Annotated in this window: 21 protein-coding genes and 1 pseudogene; 14 read left to right on the top strand and 8 right to left on the bottom strand. The window is 56.9% G+C overall.

The annotated features are described in order from the left end of the window. Positions 1–56 precede the first annotated feature (56 nt). The 4 genes from blsG to CUN63_RS14930 all read right to left on the bottom strand — a co-directional run bounded on the left by blsG (position 57) and on the right by CUN63_RS14930 (position 4129). On the bottom strand, positions 57–1169 hold the full coding sequence (gene blsG / locus CUN63_RS14945) for an arginine 2,3-aminomutase (RefSeq protein WP_129440502.1): 1113 nt from the start codon (positions 1167–1169) through the stop codon (positions 57–59). A gap of 5 nt (positions 1170–1174) precedes the next feature. Then, positions 1175–2737 (bottom strand): asparagine synthetase B, encoded by a 1563-nt coding sequence (locus tag CUN63_RS14940; RefSeq protein WP_129440500.1) that lies wholly within the window; start codon positions 2735–2737, stop codon positions 1175–1177. Beyond that, entirely contained in the window at positions 2738–3751 is a 1014-nt protein-coding gene (locus CUN63_RS14935) for an acetyl-CoA carboxylase biotin carboxylase subunit family protein (RefSeq protein ID WP_129440498.1), read from the bottom strand. 132 nt (positions 3752–3883) lie between these two features. Further along, positions 3884–4129 carry a hypothetical protein gene (locus CUN63_RS14930; RefSeq protein ID WP_129440496.1) on the bottom strand — a complete coding sequence of 82 codons (246 nt, stop codon included), beginning with the start codon at positions 4127–4129 and terminating at the stop codon, positions 3884–3886. 600 nt (positions 4130–4729) lie between these two features. Between CUN63_RS14930 and CUN63_RS14925 the strand changes: the two are divergent. Beyond that, a pseudogene (locus tag CUN63_RS14925) lies at positions 4730–4891 on the top strand (helix-turn-helix domain-containing protein); the annotation flags it as partial. A gap of 18 nt (positions 4892–4909) precedes the next feature. Then, the gene (locus CUN63_RS14920) at positions 4910–5326 is read left to right on the top strand and encodes a DUF3010 family protein (protein ID WP_129440494.1); all 417 of its coding nucleotides are present in this window, start codon (positions 4910–4912) and stop codon (positions 5324–5326) included. 139 nt (positions 5327–5465) lie between these two features. Here the strand turns inward: CUN63_RS14920 and CUN63_RS14915 are convergent, their stop codons facing one another. Then, a complete protein-coding gene (locus CUN63_RS14915) occupies positions 5466–6425 on the bottom strand; it encodes a GlxA family transcriptional regulator (RefSeq protein ID WP_129440492.1) in 960 nt (319 codons plus the stop codon). Between the two features lie 371 nt (positions 6426–6796). On the opposite strand from CUN63_RS14915, the gene choX reads away from it, so the two are divergent. The 6 genes from choX (at position 6797) to CUN63_RS14875 (ending at position 12311) form a co-directional block, all read left to right on the top strand. Continuing rightward, complete coding sequence (gene choX, locus CUN63_RS14910) at positions 6797–7741, top strand: choline ABC transporter substrate-binding protein (RefSeq protein WP_129440490.1); 945 nt, start codon at positions 6797–6799, stop codon at positions 7739–7741. A 74-nt stretch (positions 7742–7815) separates the two neighbouring features. Then, a complete protein-coding gene (locus CUN63_RS14905; protein WP_046045300.1) occupies positions 7816–8703 on the top strand; it encodes a 3-keto-5-aminohexanoate cleavage protein in 888 nt (295 codons plus the stop codon). Positions 8704–8844: 141 nt separating this feature from the next. Continuing rightward, positions 8845–9810: an L-carnitine dehydrogenase gene (locus CUN63_RS14895; RefSeq protein ID WP_129440488.1), complete on the top strand. Its 966-nt coding sequence runs from the start codon at positions 8845–8847 to the stop codon at positions 9808–9810. A 194-nt stretch (positions 9811–10004) separates the two neighbouring features. Further along, positions 10005–10481 (top strand): thioesterase family protein, encoded by a 477-nt coding sequence (locus CUN63_RS14890; RefSeq protein WP_129440486.1) that lies wholly within the window; start codon positions 10005–10007, stop codon positions 10479–10481. A 14-nt stretch (positions 10482–10495) separates the two neighbouring features. Further along, positions 10496–11659 carry a gamma-butyrobetaine dioxygenase gene (locus tag CUN63_RS14885; protein ID WP_129440484.1) on the top strand — a complete coding sequence of 388 codons (1164 nt, stop codon included), beginning with the start codon at positions 10496–10498 and terminating at the stop codon, positions 11657–11659. A gap of 388 nt (positions 11660–12047) precedes the next feature. Next, complete coding sequence (locus tag CUN63_RS14875; RefSeq protein ID WP_129440480.1) at positions 12048–12311, top strand: hypothetical protein; 264 nt, start codon at positions 12048–12050, stop codon at positions 12309–12311. A 105-nt stretch (positions 12312–12416) separates the two neighbouring features. Here CUN63_RS14875 and CUN63_RS14870 read toward each other — a convergent pair whose 3' ends face one another. Next, entirely contained in the window at positions 12417–13520 is a 1104-nt protein-coding gene (locus CUN63_RS14870; RefSeq protein WP_129440478.1) for a GlxA family transcriptional regulator, read from the bottom strand. Between the two features lie 539 nt (positions 13521–14059). Next, entirely contained in the window at positions 14060–15436 is a 1377-nt protein-coding gene (locus tag CUN63_RS14865) for an L-serine ammonia-lyase (RefSeq protein ID WP_129440476.1), read from the bottom strand. Positions 15437–15871: 435 nt separating this feature from the next. On the opposite strand from CUN63_RS14865, the gene CUN63_RS14860 reads away from it, so the two are divergent. The 3 genes from CUN63_RS14860 to choV all read left to right on the top strand — a co-directional run bounded on the left by CUN63_RS14860 (position 15872) and on the right by choV (position 18906). After that, a complete protein-coding gene (locus tag CUN63_RS14860) occupies positions 15872–16819 on the top strand; it encodes a choline ABC transporter substrate-binding protein (protein WP_129440474.1) in 948 nt (315 codons plus the stop codon). A 66-nt stretch (positions 16820–16885) separates the two neighbouring features. Then, on the top strand, positions 16886–17731 hold the full coding sequence (gene choW, locus CUN63_RS14855; protein ID WP_129440472.1) for a choline ABC transporter permease subunit: 846 nt from the start codon (positions 16886–16888) through the stop codon (positions 17729–17731). Continuing rightward, positions 17728–18906, top strand: a complete 1179-nt coding sequence (choV, locus tag CUN63_RS14850) for a choline ABC transporter ATP-binding protein (protein ID WP_129440470.1) — start codon at positions 17728–17730, stop codon at positions 18904–18906. Before choW ends, choV begins: the two co-directional genes overlap by 4 nt. Positions 18907–19116: 210 nt before the next feature. Here choV and CUN63_RS14845 read toward each other — a convergent pair whose 3' ends face one another. Then, positions 19117–21066 carry a BCCT family transporter gene (locus CUN63_RS14845; RefSeq protein WP_256657752.1) on the bottom strand — a complete coding sequence of 650 codons (1950 nt, stop codon included), beginning with the start codon at positions 21064–21066 and terminating at the stop codon, positions 19117–19119. A gap of 378 nt (positions 21067–21444) precedes the next feature. On the opposite strand from CUN63_RS14845, the gene betI reads away from it, so the two are divergent. From betI to betA, 3 genes are all read left to right on the top strand, one after another. After that, positions 21445–22038: a transcriptional regulator BetI gene (gene betI, locus CUN63_RS14840; RefSeq protein WP_129440466.1), complete on the top strand. Its 594-nt coding sequence runs from the start codon at positions 21445–21447 to the stop codon at positions 22036–22038. A gap of 108 nt (positions 22039–22146) precedes the next feature. Beyond that, on the top strand, positions 22147–23619 hold the full coding sequence (gene betB / locus CUN63_RS14835; RefSeq protein ID WP_129440464.1) for a betaine-aldehyde dehydrogenase: 1473 nt from the start codon (positions 22147–22149) through the stop codon (positions 23617–23619). A 155-nt stretch (positions 23620–23774) separates the two neighbouring features. Next, positions 23775–25478: a choline dehydrogenase gene (gene betA, locus CUN63_RS14830; protein ID WP_129440462.1), complete on the top strand. Its 1704-nt coding sequence runs from the start codon at positions 23775–23777 to the stop codon at positions 25476–25478. The last annotated feature ends 266 nt before the right edge of the window (positions 25479–25744 follow it).

Here is a 25744-nt window from a genome sequence, read left to right as displayed (position 1 = left end):
TAAATTATTTAGTTTCAAAGCCACCAGGTAGTGACCCACTCGCGAGTCAGTTGACCTCAAGGGATTTCAAGCGTTTTATGATCATAGCCAAGCACAAAATTCTTAGAGCCAAGTTTATAGAAGTACTGGTTATTCAAAGGGATCTTCCCAAGTTTAGTGGTGTAAACATACTGCGGGACGCTGAAACCAGTTTCATAACCGTGCAGCTGCTCCATAATCTCAAGGCCCTTTTCTATCGACGTCCTAAAGTGCGACACGCCTTGAACATTGTCCGCGTGGTATAGGTAATAAGGCCTTACCCTGCCTTTCACCAGCATCCGGTTCAACGTTCTAAGTGTTTCGACGTCGTCGTTCACACCACGCAACAGCACTGTCTGGTTTTGCACCGGTATACCGTGGGAAAGAAGTTTATCTATCGCGCTTAAGGCCTCAGGAGTCACTTCCACGGGATGATTGAAATGGGTGCTAAACCAGATTGATTTGAATTCGGACAACATCTTACAAAAATCATCTGTTATCCGCTGCGGAAGAAAAACCGGGTACCGTGAGCCAATGCGTACAAAATCTACGTGGGGGATCGCATTGAGCCTAGAGATAATGCTATGCAAAAGCTTATCGGAAAGAATTAGCGGGTCGCCTCCAGCAAGTAATACGTCGCTGATGTTTTTGTTGTTTGCGATGTACTCTATGTCTTGATCATATGAGTCGGGAAGCTCTTTGTTGTAATAACTGCCTGACTTATCAGTTGTGTGAAACTTTCTAGTGCAGTGTCTGCAATAAACTGGGCAAGTATCCGACACTAGGAATATGACTCGGTTTGGATACTTATGTACGACGCGTCTGGTTTTCATATAAACCATATCACCCACCGGGTCTACATCCTCCTGCTGATTACTCTCATCAACTTCTTTCGGGTGGGGTATGCTTTGCAGCCGAATCGGACAATTCTCATTGGTCTCGTCCATCAGTGATGCATAATATGGAGTAATCATCCACTTATACTGGCTCTCTGTTTGCTCAATGCCCTTCAATTCTGTATCACTGAGAGTTACCCAGGCTTCCAGCTGAGCCTTGGTGCGAATGGCATTCTTCATTTGAAATTTGTGGTCGCCCCATTGGTCGGAAGACAGTAAATCCTGTTTACTCAAAGTATCCTTTGCAATAATCATTTTTATTATCCTTCGCTGGCAGGGGAACTGACGAGGTTTTTATCAATGTCTTTAGTTGTCGAGGTCGTCCATCCGCCGCTATGATAATCGAGACCTTGTACCTTATATCGATTGTCTGGAAGCTCAAAGCCGAACTCTTGGAATATCAAAGCAGCATTATTAATTGCATTATCTTCTAATGGAAAAGGCTTGCTATCCAGGCTCTCATTTATTGATTGAAGTACGTCAAAGATCAGTCCGCCTATACCTGACCCTTCAGACATCCTCATTTTTGGTCGCCAAGTGATATAATCTGGTAATTCGAGGGAAAAAGCGTCCCTCAGTAGAACTTTTGTAAAATCATCTCTTACATGGAACTCCATCGGTGCCGATATTATAAAATCGAAAAGATCTTTGTCGAGAAACGGTACACGGCATTCCACTGTATTGAACATGCTCATTCTATCCACACGCTGTAGATCAGTTCGATACAAGTTCTTAACTTTGTGTAGCTGAAGCGCACGACGGTCACTTGCCCCTTGAAAAAAGTCGTAACCAGCGAATAGCTCATCACTTCCATCTCCAGATAGAGCTATACGAATCCCGTCTTCTTTCATTCGGGAGAAAGCAGAATGTATAGTTAATGCATCAGTTATATCTACGGGTTCAAATTGTTCAGATACATATATGCTGGTTCTAATAGACTGCATCAGATCTACACGATCAACATCAGAAATAACTATCTTAATGCCAAGTTCTTTGCATAATCTCTGCGCGAACACTACGTCAGCTGAGCCAGTCACTCCGACCGTGTAGGCGGTGACGTTCTTATGGTATAGGTTAGCAAGATAAAGAATTATTGCGCTATCTAGCCCGCCAGAGAAAACTACGCCTATCGGGAGATCAGTATTGACTTGACGCTTTACCGAGAGGTGCAGTAGCTCATTGCATTTATTTACCGTAGACTTGTAATCTAGTCGCGGCCCTATGCTTTCGCTAATTAAATAATATGCGTTCTGTCGACCGTCCACCCAATAATGTCCAGGGAGGATTTCTTGTGTCTTGTTGGTCAACCCAATTAGTGCTTTCAGTTCCGATGCGAAATAGAGGACAGTTCCTTCTTGAGTCAAGTATAGAGGCTTTACGCCCAGCCGATCCCTCGCAGCGAAAACAGTGTTGTCTCCCGGTGAGTAGATAATAAACGCGAATATACCATTGAGTCGGGTCAGACAAGATTCCCCCCAGTGAGCATATGCCCTAAGAACTAGCTCGGTATCTGAACAGCCTAAAAACTTTACTCCGTGTGATAATAAAATCAATCGCAACTCATTCAAGTTGTAAACTTCACCATTAAATATAATTGCGCGACCAGAAATGTTATCTATGAACGGCTGATTATTGTCTTCTCTCTCCACGATAGGCAAGCGATTGGTACCAATAGCAGCATGAGAAAATATAAAACGCTCTCCAAAGCTTTCAGCAGCGCCTCTATGGGAGATTCTCCCCAACATTTTTAATAAAGTAGGCTCAAAGTCGCGCTTTTCATTAGAGCGGGTAGAAGTCTCAAATATTGCAGCTATCCCGCACATCTAGCACTGCTCCAGTATTTTGTCTTCGCGATATTCAGATGTTTCGACTTTAATGTTTCTCTCATACTCTTTATGGACGTGAAGTATCTCGTCTATAGACGTTGCCCTCACCCACATTTTTGCGATATAAGCTTCTTCGTTCTCTACATCGAAGAATCCATCTTTGTGGCCGTTAGTAGTAGGCAGTACCTGCGATAAAATCTCACACGCAGAATCAATTTCTGGAAGCTTTATAGCTTTGATGTAGCCTGAGCGAGTTGGATAGAATAGAAGCATCGCGTAGACGGCGTCCTCCGGCAATATCGGAAGGTCATCCGCCAAATGGTGCCCTATGGTTACTGGCTTATTTGTTATGAAATTGACGTTTAAGGCATACGCATCACATGAGCACAGATCCTTAAGTGCTTCGTCCACGAAGAACCCGCCCAGCCTCGGGTTTACCTCAATCACTTGGGGGCCGTTTTTGGATAATTTGAACTCAACGTGTAAAAATCCGTTCTTTACCTTCAGTGCTTTTATAGAATTGCTAATAGTTGATACGATCACCGATATCTGGCCGTTAGAAAAGCTTTGCGGTGGTGTAACTATGACCTTTTCTAAAACCGTACTGGAGGTGTTGCTTGTTATCATCTTTTCAAATATCAACATCGGGTGAATGCTCCCGTCGATAACCAAGCATTCTAAAGAACCTTCAGGCCCCTCAATGAATTCTTCAATTAACACGGAAACGCCCGGCGTATATAGCACAGGGCCTGCTTCTGGAGAACTAAGCCATTTTTCAGCTCCCGAGAAAGAATAGGCTCCAGGCACGTCAGGAAATCTTTGTATGAAGTGATTATATGCTTTTTCAAGACTCTTTCGATCATCACATATCGAGACAAACGCCGAGCCGCCCCCGTATACCGGCTTCATCACTACGGGAAATAAAAGATCATTTATAGTTTCGAAATTTCCATTGAAGAGCCTGAAATTTACCGACCTAACACCCTTTATATTGCTAAGTTGCGAACGCATTAAGTACTTATTGTTACAATTCTCTAGCGGCTCGGCGCTGTAATATTTAAGCCCGCATTGCCTAGCGATATCTTCAACTACATGGTTAGCGTCCCCACGCGGTGTGACATGCGCTGGGTAGCAAAACAGTCCTTACACACTATATGTTCGGCTTAAACGTTCTACTGCGCAGAGTACTTCGCCAGTTTCAATACTATCTACCAAGACAACCTCATCACTTTCATCGCTAGCCTCCCTAATATTTTTGCTATCTTTTGCGATTATTGTTAAGCATCTGATACCTTCTTTTTCTGCGGCTTGAAAGTGCAATTTTCTATACATATATAGTGAAGTTGATAGATAGTCGTTATCTATGAAAATTAATATTTCTGGCTTCATATATAGGTCCATGATCATTTTTGTTGTTGTAAAATGAGATAGCGAGCCTTGTATGCACTGTTTGTCACACACGCATGATCAGTGGAGATCTTTTGGGAATGGCATAACTTTCTGCGCACCACGTAATTGTTGGCCGTTATCCTATTTAAACTCCCACGACGAAGTTGCACGCTGAATCCTCCTGCCATTACGAGGCTGGCTGCCCGCAGTTGCCACACGGTAGATAGCTGTGGGCGGATGAGCGTTGGCGTAAGCCTGTTGTTGCTCAATAATCCTCAAGACGTCTTTGTTCGCACCTTCAAGTTACTGCGATAAAAGGTAATCTTCTTGGCTGCGAAGAAAATCAGGGGAGGCTTCATTGGTGTACAAAGGGGAGAGGGGAGCATTCATTTACAGACTCCTTAACTGTGAAGGGGTGTCCATGAATGATGCGGCACAAACTAAGTAATTCGTACCGCCGAATTCACAGTCACAGGAAGGAAAAGGAAACTTCGTAGTAATGGACACTAAAAATCCTACAGAAATTTCTGCTCGATAAGGCGCAAGACAATTTCAATCAAGCTTTCACAGTCCGTTGATCTTCCCTCGGACAGCGCTCCATGGCGCAAGCACTTGGACCCTACACAGGATGAAGTGGCCAAACGGATGGGTGTCTCTCAGCCGGCATTTGCCCAGCAAGAGACCGTCTCAAAGCCTCGGAAGGCCACTCGCGAAAAAATAACAGCGGCGTTTGGTATTACCGCTAATCAACTTGAGCTTTAGGCTGTGAAAGGGATCGACATGAAATTCTGCGGCATCGAAATCAAAGGCAGCGAAGCGATCATCGCCGTGGCCGCCCTCGACGATCAGGTCTTGAGCCATGTCGCCCTGGCCACCAAGAAAATCGCCCTCGACGATGACGACGAAGCCGCCAACGTCAAAGTCTTCGCCGCTCAAGTCGCCTCGTTTGTGCGCGAGAACGCCATCGATCGGATTGCGATCAAGAAGCGCAGCAAGAAAGGCGAATTCGCTGGTGGGCCGACCACGTTCAAGATCGAGGGTGTTTTCCAGTTGCTGGATAGTTGCGAGGTGACGTTGCTGTCGCCACAGACCATCAATGCACAGAACAAGAAATTCGACTTTGAACTGCCGGGGACGTTGAACAAGTATCAGCATGAAGCGTTTAAAGCGGCCTGCTCCGCCCTGATGAAGAAGTAAAAGCGAAAACGGATCAAAATGTGGGAGCGGGCTTGCTCGCGAATGCGGTGGATCAGTTGACATCAATGTTGAATGACTGACCGCATTCGCGAGCAAGCCCGCTCCCACATTTTGTCTTGTGTACAGGCTTCTGGCGCGATCAAACCAGTTCCCGACCATCCCCCAGCCGCCGTCGGTCTTCCCTTGGACACCGCTCAAACCGTGCCCGATAACTCCGGGTGAAATACGACGGCGATTCAAACCCGCACGCGATACTCACTTCCAACACGCTCATGTCCGTCTGCCGCAACAGCTGCCGGGCCTTCTCCAGCCGCAAGCGCAGGTAGAAATTGCTCGGTGTGTCGTTCAGGTGCAGGCGAAACAATCGCTCCAACTGCCGTCGCGTCACCTTGATCGATTCGGCCAATTCCAGCGTACTCAGCGGCGGCTCGCTGTGCTGCTCCATCTCCCCAATCACCTGCACCAGTTTCTTGTTGCTGATGCCATAACGCGTGGCGACTTCCATGCGCTGGTGGTCTTTGCGCGGGCGGATGCGGCCGAGCACGAATTGTTCGCTGACCTGGATCGCCAGTTCCGGGCCATGGGCCTGGCTGATGAGGTCGAGCATCAGGTCGATGGACGCAGTGCCGCCGGCAGAGGTGATGCGCCGGCGGTCGATCTCGAACAGCTCCTGGGTGACGCTGAGCTGTGGATAAGACTCCTTGAACGCGTCGATGGCTTCCCAGTGCAGGGTCAGGCGGTGGCCGTCGAGCAGGCCGGCCTCGGCGAGGATGAAGCTGCCGGTGTCGATGGCGCCGAGGGTCACGCCTTCGTTGTCCAGTCGGCGCAGCCAGTGTTCCAGCGCCGGGGTTGCGAACTTCAGCGGCTCGAAACCGGCTACCACCAACAACGTCGCACCTTTCTTCAGCGGTTCCAGCGCCGCATCGGCGTTGACCGACATGCCATTGCTGGCCAATACCGCCCCGCCATCCGCGCTGAGCACATGCCAGCGGTAGAGTTCGCCACGAAAGCGATTGGCAACCCGCAGCGGCTCGATGGCAGAGATAAATCCAATCGCCGAGAAACCCGGCATCAACAAGAAGTAGAAATCCTGGGACATGGAGCGCACTCGACTGGCAGGTAACGAGAGGGCGGGAAGCGTGTGGACGTTGATACGCCACTTGCAAGAGGCATTCAAGAGCGCAGGTCGCTGCAGTGCAAGAGCTGGTCGCCGCAGTGCGCTTTAGCGGGCCTTAAGCTGCGTAACTTGGCATCACCGGCGCACGGCGCATCCGGTCTTACGGATAGCTGCTCAATTTTTGCGGCGTCTGTTGCCCCTCAAGCTGCGTTGCCGCTCCTCGTCATAGCGAGCTATGACTCGTCGCGGCGCCTTGCCTGAGGACAACAGCCACTCGCCAAAATATGAGCGCTATCCGCAAGACCGGATGCAGACGACCGGACCCACAATAACGAACTGCCGAGGAACCTGAGATGAAACGACTGATCAGCAGCTGTGTTCTTGCACTCAGCGGTACCGCTTTCCTGAGCGCCAGCGTCATGGCGGCCGAACCTGCTTCATGCCAGAACGTGCGCATGGGCGTTGTGAACTGGACCGACGTGATCGCCACCAGCGCCATGACCCAAGTCCTGCTCGATGGCCTCGGCTACAACACCAAACAAACCAGCGCTTCCCAGCAAATCATCTTCGCCGGGATCCGCGATCAGCGCCTGGACTTGTTCCTGGGCTACTGGAACCCGCTGATGACCCAGACCATCACCCCGTTCGTCGATGGCAAGCAGGTCAAAGTGCTTGAAGCGCCAAGCCTGAAAGATGCCCGCGCCACCCTCGCCGTACCGACTTACCTCGCCGACAAGGGCCTGAAAACCTTCGCTGACATCGCCAAGTTCGAGAAAGAGCTGGGCGGCAAGATCTACGGCATCGAACCAGGTTCGGGAGCCAACACCCAGATCAAGGCAATGATTGCCAAGAACCAGTTTGGCCTCGGCAAGTTCCAGTTGGTCGAGTCCAGTGAAGCCGGCATGCTCGCGGCGGTGGATCGCGCCGTGCGCCGCAACGAGGCCGTGGTGTTCTTCGGCTGGGCGCCGCATCCGATGAACGTCAATGTGAAGATGACGTACCTCACCGGCAGCGACGACGCCCTGGGCCCGAACGAAGGCATGGCCACGGTCTGGACCGTCACCGCGCCGAAATACGCCGAGCAATGCCCGAACATCGGTCGCTTGCTGAGCAACCTGAAGTACACCGCCGAAGACGAGAGCCGGATGATGCAGCCGCTGCTGGATCACAAGGACGCTTTCGAGTCGGCCAAGCAATGGCTGAAGGATCACCCGCAAGACAAGCAACGCTGGCTCGAAGGCGTGACCACCTTCGATGGCAAACCCGCTGCTGAAAACCTGCAACTGACCACCAAATAAACCCGATTGAACCACCGACTCGCAGCCCGACCGGGCTGCGAACGGAATCATCACGCCTGCAAGGAACCCGCCTCATGAACCACGACGTCATCATCACCTGCGCACTCACCGGTGCTGGCGACACGACCAGCAAGAGCCCACACGTGCCGGTCACCCCGAAACAAATCGCCGCTGCCGCCGTGGAAGCCGCCAAGGCCGGCGCCACCGTAGTCCACTGCCACGTTCGTAACCCCGAAACCGGCAAATTCAGCCGTGATGTAGCCCTGTATCGCGAAGTGATGGAGCGCATCCGCGAGGCGGACGTCGACATTATCGTCAACCTCACCGCCGGCATGGGCGGCGACCTGGAAATCGGCGCTGGCGAGAACCCGATGGAGTTCGGCCCGAACACCGACCTGGTCGGCCCGCTGACCCGTCTGGCCCACGTTGAAGAGCTGCTGCCGGAAATCTGCACCCTCGATTGCGGCACCCTGAACTTCGGCGACGGGGACACCATTTACGTCTCCACCCCGGCGCAACTGCGTTCCGGCGCGAAGCGAATTCAAGAGCTGGGCGTGAAGGCCGAGCTGGAAATCTTCGATACCGGTCACCTGTGGTTCGCCAAGCAGATGATCAAGGAAGGGTTGCTCGACGACCCGTTGTTCCAACTGTGCCTGGGCATCCCGTGGGGCGCGCCGGCCGACACCACCACCATGAAGGCCATGGTCGACAACCTGCCTGCCAATGCGGTCTGGGCCGGTTTCGGCATCGGTCGCATGCAAATGCCGATGGCTGCGCAAGCGGTGCTGCTTGGCGGCAACGTGCGGGTCGGCCTGGAAGACAACATCTGGCTGGACAAGGGCGTACTGGCAACCAACGGCCAACTGGTCGAACGCGCCTCGGAAATCCTCAGCCGTCTCGGCGCCCGTGTTCTGACGCCGGCGGAAGGCCGGGCAAAAATGGGCCTGACCAAGCGCGGCTGACCCGAACTTACACCTAACCCTGTGGGAGCGGGCTTGCTCGCGAAGAGGCCGTTACATCCGACATTTCTGTCGACTGACACTCCGCTTTCGCGAGCAAGCCCGCTCCCACAGGGGATTACAGAATTCTTTTAGGACGTCGCCATGACTTTTATCACCGAAATCAAAACCTTCGCCGCCCTGGGCAGCGGTGTCATCGGCAGCGGTTGGGTGTCTCGCGCCCTCGCCCACGGCCTCGACGTGGTGGCCTGGGACCCGGCGCCCGGTGCCGAAGCAGCGCTGCGCAAACGCGTCGCCAATGCCTGGGGTGCTTTGGAGAAACAGGGCCTTGCGCCGGGTGCATCGCAGGATCGGCTGCGCTTTGTCGCAACCATTGAAGAATGCGTTCGCGACGCGGATTTCATTCAGGAAAGCGCCCCTGAGCGTCTGGACCTGAAACTGGAACTACACGCCAAAATCAGCGCAGCGGCCAAACCCAATGCCTTGATCGGTTCCAGTACTTCCGGCCTGTTGCCGAGCGAGTTCTACGAGAGTTCGACGCACCCGGAACGCTGCGTCGTCGGGCACCCGTTCAACCCGGTTTATCTGCTGCCGCTGGTGGAAGTGGTTGGCGGCAAAAACACCGCCCCGCAAGCCGTTCAAGCGGCAATGAAAGTCTATGAATCCCTGGGCATGCGTCCGCTGCATGTGCGCAAGGAAGTACCCGGTTTTATCGCCGACCGCTTGCTCGAAGCGCTGTGGCGTGAGGCGCTGCACCTGGTCAACGACGGTGTGGCGACCACCGGTGAAATCGATGATGCGATCCGCTTTGGTGCGGGTCTGCGCTGGTCATTCATGGGCACGTTCTTGACCTACACCCTGGCGGGTGGCGATGCGGGCATGCGGCACTTCATGGCGCAATTCGGGCCGGCGTTGCAGTTGCCGTGGACGTATCTGCCGGCGCCGGAGCTGACGGACAAGTTGATCGATGATGTAGTGGATGGCACCAGTGATCAGTTGGGCACACACAGCATTTCAGCGCTGGAGCGCTATCGTGATGATTGCTTGCTGGCGGTGCTGGAGGCGGTGAAGACCACCAAAGAGAAGCATGGGATGGCGTTTAGCGAATAACCCTCAGCTATGGGCCAGCAAGGCTGGCCCCTTCGCGAGCAAGTCGAATCGTCGCACCGCCGCTCCCACAGTTGATTTGAGGTGTGAATACAATCTATGTCACCCAGCAAATCCCCTGTGGGAGCGGCGGTGCGACGATTCGACTTGCTCGCGAAGACGGCAGCCCAGTCACCACACATCCAGGATCACTCATCATGCCCACCCTCACCACCTACCAAACCAAAATCATCCCCGACTGGGTCGACTACAACGGCCACCTGCGCGATGCCTTCTACCTGCTCATCTTCAGCTACGCCACCGACGCGCTGATGGATCGCTTAGGGCTCGACAGCAACAACCGCGAAGCCAGCGGCAACTCGCTGTTCACCCTCGAACTGCACCTCAATTACCTGCACGAAGTGAAGCTCGACGCCGACGTCGAAGTGCACACCCAAATCATCGGCCACGACCAAAAACGCCTGCACCTCTATCACAGCCTGCATTTGGTAGGCGATGACAAGGAGCTGGCGGGCAACGAGCAAATGCTGCTGCACGTCGACCTCGCCGGGCCGCGCTCCGCACCGTTCAGCGAAGACACCTTGAGCAAGTTGCAAGCCATCGTCGCCGAGCAAACCGACCTGCCCGCCCCCGACTACATTGGCCGAGTGATCGCGTTACCCCCTAAAAAATAACAAGGAGATCGCCATTGAACACCGCCGCCGCTTTTGCCGACTTCCGCACCTACCCGTTGATCAGCGCGTTGACCGCCGTACACACCCTGGCGGAGCGAATTCAAGTGAAGTGGGCCGATGACCGTGTCAGCCCGTTTCATCATCAGTGGCTGCGGGACAACTGTCCGTGCCCGCTGTGCGTCTACACCGTGACCCGCGAGCAAGTGCTGGAAATCGTCGACGTCGCGGAAAACCTGAAGCCCTCAGACGTCAGCATTGATGCCGAAGGCTGCCTGCGTGTCGACTGGCAGGACGGCCATCTCAGCCGCTTCGATCCTGGCTGGTTACGGGCCCACGCCTACGATGACGAGTCCCGCGCCGAACGCCGGGCTGCCAAGCCAAAAAGCCAGCTCTGGAACAGCAACCTGAAGCTGCCAGTGTTCGAATACCAGTCGTTGATGAACGACAACGATGCCCTGCTGCAATGGCTGCTGGCCGTGCGCGATACCGGCCTGACCCAGGTTCGCGGCGTGCCCACCGAGCCGGGCTCGTTGAAGCTGATCGCCCAGCGGATTTCCTTCATCCGCGAGAGCAATTTTGGCGTGCTGTTCAACGTGCAATCCAAGGCCGATGCCGACAGCAATGCCTACACCGCATTCAACCTGCCGCTGCACAGCGATTTGCCGACCCGGGAGCTGCAACCGGGGCTGCAATTCCTGCATTGCCTGGTGAATGACGCCGAGGGTGGCGAGAGTATTTTCGTTGACGGTTTTGCCATTGCCGAAGCCTTGCGCGATGATGATCCCGAGGCGTTTAAAAGCCTGTGCGAAATCCCTGTGGAGTTCCGTAATAAAGACCGCCACAGCGACTACCGCTGTCTCGCGCCGATCATCGCGCTGGATGCCTTTGGGCAGGTTTCGGAAATCCGCATGGCGAATTTTCTGCGCGGTCCGTTCGATGCGTCGGTCGAGCAGATGCCCGCTCTCTATCACGCCTACCGCCGCTTTATTGCGATGACCCGGGAAACGCGATTCCGCGTGATGACTCGGCTGAACCCCGGCGAAATGTGGTGTTTCGACAACCGCCGCACCCTCCACGCCCGCAACGCCTTCGACCCCGCCACCGGTGCCCGGCATTTTCAGGGTTGTTATGTCGACCGTGATGAATTGTTGTCGCGCATCCTCGTTTTACAACGCTGAACCGCGTCATTGTTCTTCGCGAGCAAGCCCGCTCCCACATTCGACCGCATTCTCCTGTTAGAACTCGGTCACCTGTGGGAGCGGGCTTGCTCGCGAAAGCGCCAGTCCAGACAACTCATATCTCCCTGATTCACAGGCAAAAAAAACCCCGATCAAGCCGTGACAGGATCGGGGCAGAGGTGGGTACTGTTGAGGAGCCGTTGCGCGAGGGTGACCAAACCTTCGTGAAGCCAGCTGATCCCAGTGTGCCCACTCTCCTCCTGTGCAAGTTAGCCGAAAACGACCTGTTCATAGGTATTGCGGCCATTGCGACAAATCGTCCTTGCCGCCACTCCGTACCCCTACGAGAATCGAGCCACGACACCGTTCCCTGAAGAAGGATTGCGTCATGATGCACGCCGATTTGATAGACCAGGAAGACCTGTTGGGCCAGCTCAAGGCGTTGGGATTTGCAGTGCCCCCTGGCGCAACCGCTGAGCAGGCCTGCGAATGCGCGGTACGGGGCTTGAACAACGAACGGGCAATGGAACTGCGGACCATGGTCAAGCAGATGTACACCAGCAGCGCGACCATTCTGCCGGCCGTGCGCCAGGCCATCGACAGGCAATTGCTGCCCGCGTTGGCGGAGTATCAGCAGAGCCGTAGCGCCTGATAAACCGCTTTCGCGAGCAAGCCCGCTCCCACATTTGACCGTATTCCCCCTGAGAGACTCGGTCGAATGTGGGAGCGGGCTTGCTCGCGAAGGGAGCGCCTCGGTCTAGAGCCTTACGCTGGCGAACGTCGACTCATTGCGCGCCTGACTCAACGCCGACAACGGCCCGGACAACGGCGACAGCACCAGTGCTTGCGGCAGCGGCATCATCGCCACTTGTTGCGTGGTGTTGGAACCTACGCGCTCGTCACGCGGCGGAATGCCGAAGTATTCGCGGTAGCACTTGGAGAAGTGCGGCGTAGACACGAAGCCACACACCGAGGCCACTTCGATGATCGACATAGGCGTTTGCTTGAGCAGCTGCCGGGCGCGAATCAAGCGCAGTTTCAGGTAGTAACGCGACGGCGAGCAGTGCAGGTATTTCTGGAACAGCCGCTCCAGCTGACGTCGGGACACGGCGACGTACACCGCCAGTTCGTCGAGGTCGATCGGCTCTTCGAGGTTGGCCTCCATCAGCGCTACAATTTCCTGCAACTTCGGCTGGTTGGTGCCGAGCATGTGCTTGAGCGGCACACGCTGGTGATCCTGCTCGTTGCGGATGCGTTCGTAGACAAACATCTCCGAAATCGCAGCGGACAGTTCACGACCGTGATCGCGGCTGATCAGGTGCAGCATCATGTCCAGCGGCGCGGTGCCACCGGAGCTGGTGAAACGGTTGCGGTCGAGGGTGAACAACCGGGTGCTCATGGCCACACGCGGGAATGCTTCCTGCATAGCGGCCAGGCATTCCCAGTGCACGCTGCAATCGAAACCGTCCAGCAAACCGGCGCAGGCCAGGGCCCAGCTACCGGTGCAGACCGCGCCCAGACGCTTGGACTGACGCGCCTGGCTTTGCAGCCACGAAACGTGTTCACGGGTAACAGTGCGCTGTATGCCGATACCGCCACAGACAATGATGGTGTCCATGGGAGGCGCTTTGTGCATGGAGGCGTCGGGAGTGATCTGCAGACCGTCACTGGCCCAGACCTGACCGCCGTCGACGGTAAGCGTGCTCCAGCGATACAGCTCGCGACCGGACAATTGGTTGGCCATGCGCAGGGGTTCTACTGCGGAGGCCAGAGAAATAAGCGTGAAATTGTCCAGCAGCAAAAAGCCGATGGATTGAGGCGCACGGTTCTGGGGTTGGGCCCCGGAGTTGAACGTCGTCATCGCGGTATCTCCTCACACAAAGCGGGTGATGGCCTCAGGCGGAGGCTCTTGTTATTGCCATCGTTCTCGCGTGGGAGACGGGCTTTGTAATGACAGAGCAAATGCCATGCCTAAAGTTGAATGGCCGTTCAATAACTCCTGAAAACGACGTCGCGATGTGTCTAGATGTGACGCGCGGGGAGTGGGGGTGATAAGTGCCATTATCGGCGGGAGGCGCTCTGCCCCGTAGGGCGTGAGCAAATCGGTAGCACTTGTGGGAACAGGGCTACAGCGACCTGGTGAAGAGTGTCACCACAAGCACAGGTGACAGGCGGTAATGGCCAACTTGGATCCCGGATCTCGGGCAAGTCGCTTATCTGTAAGCGACGCGCCAAAACGTGGCGCGTTTTGATTCCGGTGTTCACTTAGCGCGCAGTTTTGACTGGTCTGGCGCCTTCGCGAGCAAGCTCGCTCCCACAGTTGACCGAGTTCTCTCAGGGTAATGCGGTCGAATGTGGGAGCGGGCTTGCTCGCGAAGCAGGCAACTCGGTATTACTGACTCAGCACTCAACCGCGCTAACCGCCAACCCACCCCGCGATGTCTCTTTATATTTGTCATGCATGTCCGCACCAGTATCACGCATGGTGCGGATCACCCGATCCAGCGAGATAAAGTGCTGACCGTCGCCACGCAGCGCCATCTGCGCCGCGTTGATCGCCTTCACCGCGGCAATCGCATTGCGCTCGATGCACGGCACTTGCACCAACCCGCCCACCGGGTCGCAGGTCAGGCCGAGGTTGTGTTCCAGGCCGATTTCCGCCGCGTTGCACAGCTGCTCCGGTGTGGCACCCAGAATCTCCGCCAGCCCGGCCGCCGCCATGGCGCAGGCCGAACCGACCTCGCCCTGGCAGCCGACTTCGGCACCGGAAATCGAAGCGTTCTTCTTGCACAGAATCCCTACCGCCGCCGCACTGAGGAAATAGTCGACTACGTTGGCGTCAGTCACCACCTCGCTGAACTTCATAAAGTAGTGCAGCACCGCCGGAATGATCCCCGCCGCGCCATTGGTCGGCGCAGTCACCATGCGCCCGCCAGCGGCATTTTCTTCGTTGACCGCCAGGGCGAACAGGTTGACCCACTCCATGGCGCTCAAGGTCGAGCCGATCACATTGGGCTTGTTCAGTTCTTGCAGGCTGCGGTGCAGTTTGGCCGCGCGACGACGCACATTCAGGCCACCGGGCAAGATACCTTCGTGCTTGAGACCTTGTTCGACGCAATCCTGCATGGCCCGCCAAAGCTTCATCAGGCCGGCGCGGATTTCCTCTTCGCTGCGCCAGACCTTCTCGTTGGCCATCATCAATTCGGCGACGCGCAAGTTGTGCTGCTTACAGAGGCTGAGCAGCTCGGCGGCACTGGAAAAATCGTACGGCAACACCGTGCGGTCCAGGTCCACCACACCGCTGGAGGCTTGTGCTTCATCGACGACAAAACCGCCGCCGATGGAATAGTAGGTGTCGCGATGCAGCTCGCCGTCATCACCGTCGACGATCAGCGTCATGGCGTTGGGGTGGAACGGCAGGTTCTCGTCGATCAGGCGCATGTCCCGGGCCCAGTTGAACGGGACTGACAAACGACCGTCGAGCAACAGCGTGCGGGTTTCGCGCAGGGTTTCGATGCGAATGCCGATTTGCGATGGATCGATCGCGTCCGGCCACTCGCCCATCAGGCCCATGATCACTGCGTTGTCGCTGCCGTGACCGATGCCGGTGGCCGACAACGAACCATAAAGCTGAACTTCGACGCGCCTTACTTGTTCCAAAAGACCCTGCTCACGCAAACCTTGCACGAACAACGCGGCGGCCCGCATAGGCCCCACGGTGTGCGAACTGGAAGGGCCGATGCCGATTTTGAACAGGTCGAAAACACTGATAGCCATTACTGCCGAACTCCTGGATGTGCCTACTCCAGACGCAAAAGCGCCCAGTGACGGAGCTGCTACGCTCAAGCTGCAATCCGCCGAGATGGCCGCATCATCAGCCTTTTGTCATGTCGTTCGACGTCTCACACCGACGCACTCATGCCCACCAACGCCGCGGGCCTTTGACGCTGCGTTTTCGCCGTTTTTTTGCGGATCAGAGGGGCAAAGAGGGCTGAAAAAAGCTGTAAACGACGTCACCGACACTGGATGCGACCATCCCTGTACTGGTTACGACGCCCCCTGTAGGCGTCAGATTTTCACTGGTACATGATCGTATCGACTCGATTGCAAGGCGCCGTGGTAGAGCTGTCTCCAAAACGCCATCCAACCGCAACCTATAAGTGCGGTGGTCCAGTCGGAACACTGCCAAAAAAAACACCAAGGAGTCCATCCATGAAAGGTTCCCCGTCGTTGTTGTTGGCCGCCATGCTGAGTCTGCCGCTTCTGGCTCACGCCGCAGAACCGGCTCAATGCAGCACCGTAAACTTCTCCGATGTCGGCTGGACCGACATCACCGCAACGACCGCCACCACCAGCGTCGTCCTCGACGCCCTCGGCTACAAGACCAAAACCACGATGATTTCCGTACCGGTGACCTACAAGTCCCTGGCCGACGGCAAGAACATGGACGTATTCCTGGGTAACTGGATGCCGACCATGGAAAACGACATCAAGGCTTATCGCGATGCCGGCACCGTGGACGTCGTGCGCACCAACCTCACAGGCGCCAAGTACACCCTCGCCGTACCTCAAGCGCTGTATGACAAAGGTCTTCACGACTTCGCCGACATTCCGAAATTCAAGAAAGAACTCGACGGCAAGATCTACGGCATCGAACCGGGTAACGATGGCAACCGTCTGATTCAGAGTATGATCGACAAGAACGCCTTCGGCTTGAAAGACGCCGGATTCAAGATCGTCGAGTCCAGCGAAGCGGGCATGCTGTCGCAAGTCGACCGCGCCCAGAAACGCGATACCGCCGTGGTGTTCCTCGGCTGGGCGCCCCACCCGATGAACAAGCGCTTCAAGATCCAATATCTCACTGGTGGTGACGATTACTTCGGCCCCGACTTCGGTGCCGCCACCGTGGCGACCAACACTCGCAAGGGTTATGCCCAGGAATGCAGCAACGTTGGCCAGTTGCTGAAAAACCTGGAATTCACCGTCGACATGGAAAGCTCGCTGATGGGCAACATCCTGGACGACAAAATGAAGCCTGACGCGGCCGCCAAGGCCTGGCTGAAAAAGAATCCACAGGTCCTCGATACCTGGCTCGCTGGCGTGACCACCATTGACGGTAAACCAGGCCTGGAGGCCGTGAAAGCCAAGCTCGCGCAGTAATCGCTTACGCCGGGCGAGTTCGCTCGCCCGGGCTGTTTATTTCCTTGCATGCGGACGTTCACTACCATGCTGATTGATCAGAAAATACCTTTAGGCCAGTACATCGCGGGCTTCGTTGAATGGTTGACGCAACACGGCGCCAGCACCTTCGACGCAATCGCCGTGTCACTGGAAACGATGATCCACGGCGTGACTTTTGCGCTGACCTGGTTCAACCCGCTGGCATTGATCGGCCTCATCGCGCTACTGGCACACTTCATTCAACGAAAGTGGGGACTGACCGTTTTTGTCATCGCCTCCTTCCTGCTGATCCTCAATCTGGGGTACTGGCAGGAAACCATGGAAACCCTTGCCCAGGTGTTGTTCGCCACCCTGGTCTGCGTGGTCATCGGCGTGCCGTTGGGCATCGTCGCCGCGCACAAACCGATGTTCTACACACTGATGCGTCCGGTGCTCGATCTGATGCAGACCGTACCGACCTTCGTGTACCTCATTCCTACCCTGACCCTCTTCGGTCTGGGTGTGGTCCCGGGCTTGATTTCGACGGTAGTGTTCGCGATTGCCGCGCCTATCCGCCTGACCTACCTGGGCATTCGCGATGTTCCGCAGGAACTGATGGACGCCGGCAAAGCCTTCGGCTGCTCGCGCCGTCAACTGCTTTCACGGATTGAACTGCCCCACGCCATGCCAAGCATCGCGGCCGGTATTACCCAGTGCATCATGCTGTCGCTGTCGATGGTGGTGATCGCGGCACTGGTGGGCGCCGACGGCCTGGGCAAACCCGTGGTCAACGCACTGAACACTGCTGATATCGCCCTGGGCTTCGAAGCCGGCCTGGCGATCGTACTGCTGGCGATCATGCTCGACCGTATCTGCAAACAACCCGAAGCCAAAGTAGGGGGTGACGCATGAGCATTATTCGCTTCGAAGACGTCGACGTAATCTTCTCCAAAGACCCGCGCGAGGCCTTGAAACTCCTCGACCAGGGCATGACACGCGACCAGATCCTGAAAAAGACCGGGCAGATTGTTGGCGTTGAAAAGGCCAGCCTGGATGTCGAAAAAGGTGAAATCTGTGTACTGATGGGCCTGTCCGGCTCCGGCAAGTCCAGCTTGCTGCGCTGCATCAACGGCCTCAACACCGTCAGCCGTGGCAAGTTGTTCGTCGAGCACGAAGGCAAGCAGATCGACATCGCGTCCTGCACCCCGGCGGAACTGAAAATGATGCGCACCAAGCGCATTGCGATGGTGTTCCAGAAATTCGCCCTGATGCCTTGGCTGACCGTTCGCGAGAACATCAGCTTTGGTCTGGAAATGCAGGGTCGTCCGGAGAAGGAACGCCGCAAACTGGTGGACGAGAAGCTTGAGCTGGTGGGCCTGACCCAGTGGCGCAACAAGAAGCCGGACGAGCTCTCCGGTGGTATGCAGCAACGTGTGGGCCTGGCCCGCGCGCTGGCGATGGACGCCGACATTCTGCTGATGGACGAACCGTTCTCGGCCCTCGACCCGCTGATCCGCCAAGGCCTGCAAGACGAACTGCTGGAACTGCAAAGCAAGCTGAACAAAACCATCGTGTTCGTGAGCCACGACCTCGATGAAGCCCTGAAGCTCGGCAGCCGTATCGCAATCATGAAAGACGGCCGCATTGTTCAGTACAGCGTGCCGGAAGAGATCGTGTTGAACCCTGCGGACGATTACGTGCGGACCTTCGTGGCCCACACCAACCCGCTGAACGTACTGTGCGGTCGCAGCCTGATGCGCACCCTCGACAACTGCAAACGCATCAACGGTTCGGTATGCCTGGATCCGGGCGGCGATTCGTGGCTGGACCTGGCGGAAGGCAACACCATCAAGGGCGCTCGTCAGAACGGCGCGAGCCTGGATCTGCAGAACTGGGTGCCGGGTCAAGCGGTTGAAGGGTTGGGTCGTCGGCCAACGGTAGTGGATTCGAACATCGGCATGCGCGAAGCGCTGCAGATTCGATATCAGACGGGCAACAAACTGGTGCTGCACGACAACAACAAGGTGGTCGGGATTCTCGGTGACAGTGAGCTGTATCACGCACTGCTCGGCAAGAACCTGGGTTAAGGCAACACACACAAAAACGCCGCGAGAGGATCGCGGCGTTTTTGTTTATCGGGACATCGGGTAATGCGGCGTCGAAGCTGATGGCCCCTTCGCGAGCAAGCCCGCTCCCACATTGGATTTGTGAACGACTCAGATCAAATGTGGGAGCGGGCTTGCTCGCGAAGAACACGACGCGGTGCTTCAGATCGAAACTCCGCGTCCTATCAAGTTTTAGCTATAGACCCGGCCAAGGAGCTGCCGATGGCTTTCAAACTGATCGAGCACATCACGGGTGATCTGATCCGAAGTGAAGCCCATCAAGTCGTAGTCCTGGCTGCCGTTGTGCAGGTACACCTCGGCGCGGTAGTAACGTGCGCGGGGCTCATCAGCACTTTCAGCCGAAACCATGTCGCTCGCCGCTGCCAGATAGCCGTCCAGGCTCACTTCGTAGACAAAAGGGTTGCCCTCTTCCATCTCGATCCGCACGCCCATGCAGCGTTTCGACTTGCCCAGCAACGTCTGCACATCCAGACCCTGAGCACGCAATTGCACAGCTGCATCTTCCAGCGCCGGGCTGACTTGCTTGTCCATGAAACGCTGAACAATCGACTGATTCGGCTGCAAGTCCAGCTGCGTCAAACGCTCGCTGAAACCACGACGACCGCGCGCAGCCAGCTCCGCTTGCTCCTGTTCGATCTGCACGTCCTGGCGCATGGCCTTGTGCAGGCCAAACATGAAGAACACCAGCACCACCGAGAACGGCAGACCGGCGAGCACCACCATGGTTTGCATGGCTTCGAAGTTACCGGCGAACAGCAGGCCGATGGTCACCAGCGTGATCACCGCCGACCAGAAGATCCGCAGCCAGTGCGGGGCGTCTTCGTCGACGTTACCGCCCTTGCAGGAAAGGTTGGCCATCATCACCGCGCCGGAATCCGCCGGGGTCAGGAACAGCACGAAACCGACAAAGATCGACACGCCGATCACAATCTTCGACGCCGGGTAATGCTCCAGCAACTGGTAAATCGCCATCGACGGCTGTTCCAGCGCCGTCTTTCCGAGCTCCACCGCACCATGGTTCATCACCAGGTCCAGGGCCGAGTTACCGAAAATCGACAACCACGCCAAGGTGAAGCCCAGCGGGATCAGCAGTACGCCGGCCACCAGTTCACGCACCGTGCGACCACGGGAAATACGCGCGATGAACATGCCGACGAATGGGGCCCAGGAAATCCACCAGGCCCAATAGAACACGGTCCACAGACCCAACCAGCGGTCGGACTTCTCACTGTCGCCTTCGTACACATAGAGGTCGAAAGTCTTCAGCACCACGCCGTTCAGGTAGTCGCCGATGTTTTGCACGAAGCCGTTAAGCAGGTGCAGGGTCGGGCCGAACAACAGCACGAAAATCAGCAGACCGCTGAACAGCACGATGTTCAGGTTGGACAGACGGCGGATGCCGTTTTCCACGCCGGACACGGCAGCGATAGTCGCCACGGTGCTCATCACGATGATCACGATCAGCAGATTGGTATTGCTGTGTTCCATGCCGAACAGGTTTTCAAGCCCCGACGACACTTGCAACGAACCAATCCCCAGGTTGGTCACCAGCCCCAGCAGGGTCACGAACATGCCGAAGCCGTCCACCGCGTGACCGGCCGCGCCTTTGACCCAACGCTCGCCCACCAGCGGATACAGCGCCGAACGCAACGCCAGCGGCTGGTTATGACGGTAGGCAAAGTACGCCACGGCCAGGCCGACCAATGCGTAGATCGCCCAGCCATGCAGGCCCCAGTGCAGGAACGTCAGCTGAACCGCCTGACGTGCAGCGAGGTTGCTGCCGGCAACGCCTTCCGGCGGATTGAAGTAGTGGTCCAGCGGCTCGGAAGCACCGAAGTACAACAGCGAAATACCGATACCCGACGAGAACAGCATCCCCGCCCAGGCGCCGTAGCTGAAGTCCGGGGTGTCGTCCTTGCTGCCCAGTTTGAGCTTGCCGTAGGACGAAAACGCCAGGCCGACCACGAAGACCAGGTAAGCGGCGATCACCACCATGTAGTACCAGCCGAAGCTGCGGGACAACCAGGCCTGGGCAATACCGAGCAATCTGCCAGCCTCTTGCGGGGCGATAATCAGAATGGCGGTCAACAACAGGATCAACGCGGTAGAGGTGTAGAACACCCAACCGTTGACCGTCACCTTCTCGGGTGGGGTCTTTATAAGAGAGGCAGAACTCATGGCACAGATGCTCCAGGCAGTGCGAGAGAAGAACACAAGGCAACGCGTTACCCGACCAATCGGTTAGTTGGCAGCCGACCAGCGGGTGATATAAAGACACCCCGAAAAAAGCCCGAAACCCGGGAGCGCCATAGCGCGTGGGTTTCGAGCGTTTCGGATGTCGTTTTTCCGCCAACTACATGTAGGAAAAACCTGTAGGCAGCGACGAATTGTCGCAGATCTTATTCTTTGTTGATTGAACGTTCAATCAAAACAAAATAGACTGGCCTTCAATCCGATAGACGTTTTACGTCCGCCGGAAGGCCTAAGGAGATGTGCAAGATGCCCAAGGTCGGTATGCAACCCATCCGCCGCCAGCAGTTGATCGAAGCCACATTGCAGGCGGTAGATCAGGTCGGAATGGGGGACGCCAGCATTGCGCTGATCGCCCGTTTGGCCGGTGTCTCGAATGGCATCATCAGTCATTACTTTCAGGACAAGAACGGCCTGATCGCTGCCACGGCGCAGTATCTGATGAGCGTCCTCAGCGAGAACGTCACCGCGCGCCGTCAGGCGCTGGAGGACAGCAGCCCGCGGGCCCACCTCCAGGTGATTATCGAAGGCAACTTCGACGCCAGCCAGGTCAATGGCCCGGCAATGAAAACCTGGCTGGCCTTCTGGGCCACCAGCATGCACCACCCGTCTTTGCACAGGTTGCAGCGGATCAACGATCACCGTCTGTATTCCAACCTGTGCTGCCAGTTCCGCCGTGTATTGCCGCTCGATACCGCGCGCAGTGCAGCCCGGGGCCTGGCAGCCCTCATCGACGGTTTGTGGTTGCGCGGCGCGTTGTCGGGAGATGCTTTCGACACCGAGCAGGCGCACCAGATCGCTTACGAATACATGGATTTCCAACTGGCCAAGCAGGTGAGTTAGAGCACACAGAACCGCTCAGCACCTGAACCGCCACTGACCAGCGTTGCCCAAGCTATAAGGCACGCCCAGTGGTTACCGCCAACCAACTTATGCTCTTGCGAGGACTATATGGCCCGTTTCGAACTGCAAAAACTCTACATCGATGGCGGCTACAGTGACGCCAGCAGCGACGCCACTTTCGAAGCCATCAACCCGGCTAACGGTGAAGTCCTCGCAACCGTACAACGTGCGACCCAGTCAGACGTTGAGCGCGCCGTCGTCAGCGCCGAAAAGGGCCAGAAAATCTGGGCTGCGATGACCGCCATGGAGCGTTCGCGCATCCTGCGTCGTGCCGTCGACATCCTGCGCGAGCGCAACGATGAACTGGCTGCTCTGGAAACCCTGGACACCGGTAAGTCGTTCTCCGAAACCAAGTACGTCGACATCGTCACCGGCGCTGACGTGCTGGAGTACTACGCAGGTCTGGTGCCGGCCATCGAAGGCGAGCAGATCCCGCTGCGCACCACGTCGTTCGTCTACACCCGTCGCGAGCCGCTGGGCGTCGTGGCCGGTATCGGCGCGTGGAACTACCCAATCCAGATCGCCCTGTGGAAATCCGCACCAGCCCTGGCGGCCGGTAACGCGATGATCTTCAAGCCAAGCGAAGTCACTTCCCTGACCACGCTGAAACTGGCCGAGATCTACACCGAAGCCGGCGTTCCGGCTGGCGTGTTCAACGTGCTGACCGGCAGCGGCCGTGAAGTCGGCACTTGGTTGACCGAGCACCCACGCATCGAAAAAATCTCCTTCACCGGCGGCACCGACACCGGCAAGAAGGTCATGGCCAGCGCTTCCGCTTCGTCGCTGAAAGACGTGACCATGGAACTGGGCGGCAAATCCCCGCTGATCATCTTCGACGACGCCGACCTCGATCGCGCCGCCGACACCGCCATGATGGCCAACTTCTACAGCTCCGGTCAGGTCTGCACCAACGGCACTCGCGTGTTCGTGCCGAGCCACCTGAAAGCCGCGTTCGAAGCCAAGATCGTTGAGCGCGTTGCCCGCATCCGCGTTGGCAACCCGGAAGACGAGAACACCAACTTCGGCCCGCTGGTCAGCTTCGCCCACATGGAAAGTGTGCTGGGTTACATCGCCAAAGGTAAGGAAGAAGGCGCTCGCGTGCTGTGCGGCGGCAGCCGTCTGACCGAAGGCGAATTCGCCAAAGGCGCGTTCGTGGCACCGACCGTGTTCACCGACTGCACCGACGAGATGACCATCGTTCGCGAAGAAATCTTTGGCCCGGTGATGAGCATCCTGACCTACGAAACCGAAGAAGAAGTGATCCGTCGTGCCAACGACACCGACTTCGGCCTCGCCGCTGGCGTCGTCACCAAGGACCTGAACCGCGCTCACCGCGTGATTCATCAACTGGAAGCCGGTATCTGCTGGATCAACGCCTGGGGCGAGTCCGACGCCAAGATGCCGGTTGGCGGCTACAAGCAGTCGGGCGTGGGCCGTGAAAACGGCATCAGCTCGCTGAACAACTTCACACGCATCAAATCGGTACAGGTCGAACTGGGCGATTACGCCTCGGTTTTCTAAGCCCCGGCTGAATACCCGGTAGCAGCTGTCGAGGCACGAGGCTGCGTTGCGTGTCCGCAGGACCGCCCTCAGAGGGTCGCTGCGCGACCCAACGCAGCCTCGTGCCTCGGCAGCTGCTACAGGCGACCTGACCAACTTCAAAGAGGGTGCATTCAATGTCCCAAGAATTCGATTACATCATCATCGGTGCCGGCTCGGCCGGTAACACCCTGGCGACCCGTCTGACTGAAGACGAAGGCGTCACCGTCCTGCTGCTCGAAGCAGGCGGCCCGGACTACCGTTTAGACTTCCGCACGCAAATGCCGGCTGCTTTGGCGTTCCCGCTGCAAGGTCGTCGCTACAACTGGGGCTACGAAACCGATCCAGAACCACACATGGACGGTCGCCGGATGGAATGCGGTCGCGGCAAGGGCCTGGGTGGTTCTTCGCTGATCAACGGCATGTGCTACATCCGCGGCAACGCGATGGACTACGACAACTGGGCCAAACTGCCAGGTCTTGAAGACTGGGATTACCTGAACTGCCTGCCGTATTTCCGCAAGGCTGAAACCCGTGACATCGGCGCGAACGACTACCACGGTGGCGAAGGTCCGGTCAGCGTGACCACGCCGAAAGCCGGCAACAACCCGCTGTTCCACGCGATGGTTGAAGCCGGCGTGCAAGCCGGTTACCCGCGCACCGAAGACCTCAACGGTTACCAGCAGGAAGGTTTCGGTCCGATGGACCGCACCGTGACGCCGAACGGCCGTCGCGCCAGCACCGCTCGCGGTTACCTGGACATCGCCAAGAAGCGCTCGACCCTGACCATCGTCACCCACGCCCTGACCGACAAGATTCTGTTCGAAGGCAAGCGTGCGGTCGGCGTGCGTTACTTGATCGGCGCCGCTGAAGAGCGCGTTGAAGCCCGCGCCCGCAAAGAAGTGCTGCTGTGCTCCGGCGCCATCGCTTCGCCGCAGATTCTGCAGCGTTCCGGCGTCGGCCCGGCCGAGCTGCTGAAAAAACTCGACATCCCGGTGGTCCACGACCTGCCGGGCGTGGGTGAAAACCTGCAGGATCACCTCGAGCTGTACCTGCAATACGCGTGCACCCAACCGGTCTCGCTGTACCCGTCGCTGCTCTGGTACAACCAGCCGGCCATCGGAGCCGAGTGGCTGTTCAACGGCACCGGTATCGGCGCCAGCAACCAGTTCGAAGCCGGCGGTTTCATCCGTACCCGTCCAGAATTCGATTGGCCGAACATCCAGTACCACTTCCTGCCGGTCGCAATTAACTACAACGGCAGCAACGGTGTGAAAGAGCACGGTTTCCAGGCGCACATGGGTTCCATGCGTTCGCCGAGCCGTGGTCGCATTCAGGCCAAGTCCAAGGATCCGCGCGAGTACCCGAGCATCCTGTTCAACTACATGGCCACCGAGCAGGACTGGCAGGAATTCCGTGACGGCATCCGCCTGACCCGTGAAATCATGCAACAGCCTGCACTGGACGCGTTCCGTGGCCGCGAAATCAGCCCGGGCATCGACGTGCAAACCGATGAACAGCTCGACCAGTTCATCCGCGAACACGCCGAAACCGCGTTCCACCCGTCCTGCTCGTGCAAGATGGGCACCGACGAAATGGCGGTGGTTGACGCTGAAGGTCGTGTGCACGGCATGCAGAGCCTGCGTGTGGTCGATGCCTCGATCATGCCGATCATCACCACCGGCAACCTGAATGCGCCGACGATCATGATCGCCGAGAAAATCGCCGACAAGATCCGTGGCCGCAAGCCATTGCCGCGTAGCAAGGCCGCCTACTTCGTGGCCGGCGATGCGCCAGTGCGTGGCAAGCCGTTGCGTGATGTGAGTCCTACCGCGCAGTAAGACAGTTACACCGCGGTGCGCCCTTCGCGAGCAAGCCCGCTCCCACAGGAGATCTCCAGTGAACACAAAATTTGTGAACACCCGAGATCAAATGTGGGGGCGGGCTTGCTCGCGAAGAGGCCCGGCCAGACACCACATCTCCCTCTGACCCACCTCGGGTAATCTTTTCCTACGCCTCTCCAAGCTTGATCCTACCCCCCGCGCAGGCCTAATCTAGCGCCACGCAAACGTTTCACCCCCTCGCAACATCGATACACCGCCACTCC

Origin of the sequence: Pseudomonas sp. ACM7 (assembly GCF_004136015.1) — a bacterium.
In the GTDB taxonomy this organism is placed as follows: Bacteria; Pseudomonadota; Gammaproteobacteria; order Pseudomonadales; family Pseudomonadaceae; genus Aquipseudomonas; species Aquipseudomonas frigoris.
The sequence above is the reverse complement of the archived record's forward strand: the minus strand, read 5'-3'. Positions and strand labels throughout refer to the sequence as shown.